Source organism: Streptomyces sp. NPDC043870, assembly GCF_056435785.1.
Genome location: NZ_JBWKDT010000121.1, coordinates 1 through 2,804, shown reverse-complemented (window position 1 = coordinate 2,804; position 2,804 = coordinate 1). Strand labels below are relative to the sequence as shown.

Sequence of the window (2,804 nt, the reverse complement as noted above, 5' to 3'; positions counted from 1 at the left end):
CGCTCGCCGCGGCGACCGCACTCGTGGGCTGGTTCGTACCGCTGCTCGGTATCAGCCTTCTGGGGTTCCTCGCCGTCGACGTCGCACTGGGCCTGATGGCCAGGGCACGCGCGAAGGCGCGACGAACCGAGGGGCCGGTGCGTGCGATCCAGAAGTCCACGGCCTGTGCAGATGTATTCCGATGCATTCCGGTTAGTTCGCAGCACCAGCGAGGTGGTCCATGGAGCCGTCGTCCTCTCGCTTGAGGGTCTCGGTGTCACGTACCAGGCTGCTCCCGACAGGTGAGACGGTTGCCAGGGCGGGGACGTTCGTGCGCACCCTGCTCGCCCATGAGGTCACTGTTTCGAGTCTTGAGACGCAGGACGGTGAGCAGTTGATTGATGCCGTCGTCCGTCGGGTGGAGGAGTTGGTCAGCGAGGCTGTTGTGCACGCCGGCAGCGAACTCGAGGTGATCTGCCGCATTGAGGAAGGCCGCGATACGGGTACTGAAGTCGAGGTTGTCTGTCGGTGCGACGACAGCCGGTGGCCGCTCACGCCGCTGGCCGAAGGCCCGTTCCGGGACGATGAGGCAACAGTCGTCCCGGTGCTCGAGCGCCAACCGGGCAAAGGGCGCGGAATATCGGGACACCGCCCCTCCTCGACTGCAGACGGGACATCTGCGCTCCACGACGAAGACTGTCGGAGCCGGACGGATACGCCGGCGGAGTACACCGTGAGGTTCCGCTTGAAAGCGCCGGCAGATAAAGGTGAAATGTCTCCTGCGTATGACGGCGCTCGCGGACCCCGCCGTGCCATGGAGCCTCACGTGTGCACCGCAACGCCGGGCCAGGGTGTACAGCGGGATGATTTCCGCCCGTCCTTGCTCGCGGAGGCGAGTGAACTTCTTGCCGGCCAGTTTGATGAGGATCGGGTTGCCGCACTTGCAGGACAGCTCCTGGTGCCCCGGGTCGCCGACTGGTGTGGGGTGTGGCTGACCGGGGCCCAAGGCAGGATGCGGCTGTCGCATGTCCGGCATGTGGACGAACGGCGCGTTGAACCGCTGCGGGAACTACTCGGCCCCAATCCACCCCCTGGCACGATCAGCACTTGGCCCCTCATCGGCCCCGCTGCAGGCGTAGCACGGGCCTTCCCACTCATGACGGGCGACTCCTGTCAAGGTGTTCTGGCGTTGGGTCTCGTCGGGCAGCAGCAAGTTCCGGACACTGTGGTGCGTCAGGTCAAGGATGTGGCAAGGCTGCTGGGCCTGACCGTGGCGACGGCGCGCCGCCGGTTGCGTGCCCCGCTCCCGCGCGTGCCCGGGCTTGATGCAGCCGTGATCTACGAGCCACATGAGAAGGGGCAGAGCGGCGGGAGGGACTTCTACGACCTCTTTCGCAAGAGAGGTGGCCGTTGGTGCTTCCTTCTCGGCGACGTCCAGGGCAAGGATTCCGAAGCGATGTCCATTAAGGGGCTGGTCCGTCACATGGTGCGCCTTCTGGCCCGCGAGGGTCACGGCGTCGAGTCCGTGCTCGAGCGGCTGAACGTTGCCCTGGCGGATGACAGCGCCAAGATCAAGTCCTCTGGAGGAGAGCATACGTACGAACGGTTCCCTACCTTGTTGTACGGCGAGTTGGAACCGTACGGGGCCACCGGCGGTGTGCATTGCAGGCTGGCCAGTGCCGGGCACCCGCTGCCGCTGAAACTGTCCGCCAATGGCACAGTGAGGCCTGTGGCGCAGCCGCAGGCGCGCCTAGGCGTCGAGCGCAATGCACAGTTCAGAGCCGACTCCCTTGACCTCGCACCGGGGGAGGTACTCCTGTGCGTGACTGATGGCGTGACCGGACGCCGCAGAGGCAACCTGCAGTTCGACGACGACGGCTTGTCGAGAACGCTGAGCCAGTGCACCGCAATGGGAGCGAGGGCGGTGGCGCATCACGTGCGGCAGTCCGTCCACGGCTCCAGCACGGAGCCGCTCGAAGACGACCTTGCGGTGTTGGTGCTGAAGGCGTTGCCCTCGACAAGATCGATGAACGTGCCCGGCAGCCGACTACCCATCGAGCCAACTACTCCATAAACGAACGAGTTTGCTGAGTCGGTCTGCGTGACCTCTGAGAGGATGTTCACGCTGCTGACGTGCAGGTCTGATTGTTTTGTCGGCCGTCCGAGATCGGCCAAGTGACACTCCTCGCCCCGAATATGTAGGCGCGACGCCCGCTTCCTGTCGGGCGTGCTGTCGCGTTCTGCGCCAACAGCTCCTGTCCGGTTCGAACATGAGCGGATCACCCCTGTCGGTCACCCGGACGAGCGATGTAACGGACCCCAACTCCCTGCCATATCAGTGCTGTTATGACAACTCAGCCGCCTCGCAAGTCCTATCCCAGCGATCTGTCCGACGCCCCGCTGGGCCCTGATGGAACCGACGCTCACCCGCATGGCGAGCCGAGCGACAGAAGACCTCGCTCAACCTCGGCGGCAAGGTGGCCGACCTGCGTGAAGTCATGAACGCGATCCTCTACGTCAACCGAACCGGCATCCCCTGGCGCTACCTTCCGCACGACTTCCGCCCCACACCACGTCTTCTCACACTTCAGCGCCCGGACCGCCGACGGCACGATCGAGAAACTGGGCGTCCGCCTGCACCGGTTGGTCCGGGAGCAGGAGGGACGCAAGGCCGAGCCGACCGCGTGCGTCATCGACGCGCAGAGCGTCAAGACCGCTCCGAGCGTGCCCACTAGTACTCCAGCCGGACTTCTGTATTTCTGCTGGTCAACGGCCTGGCGGTGGGGAGTGTAGCGGGGGTTTTGCATGGGTGGGACGGTCTTGGG

The 2,804-nt window shown here is 65.0% G+C and carries 2 protein-coding genes and 1 pseudogene; all 3 read left to right on the top strand.

Annotation, left to right across the window (positions count from 1 at the left end; genetic code table 11):
* The coding region (locus tag AC0699_RS39535) for a hypothetical protein (protein ID WP_478671489.1) at nucleotides 1–245 on the top strand (245 nt) is incomplete at its 5' end.
* 65 nt (nucleotides 246–310) lie between these two features.
* Nucleotides 311–2,053, top strand: a complete 1,743-nt coding sequence (locus AC0699_RS39530; protein WP_478671485.1) for a PP2C family protein-serine/threonine phosphatase — start codon at nucleotides 311–313, stop codon at nucleotides 2,051–2,053.
* Between the two features lie 272 nt (nucleotides 2,054–2,325).
* Nucleotides 2,326–2,718: pseudogene (locus tag AC0699_RS39525) on the top strand (transposase); the annotation flags it as partial.
* Nucleotides 2,719–2,804: the final 86 nt, after the last annotated feature.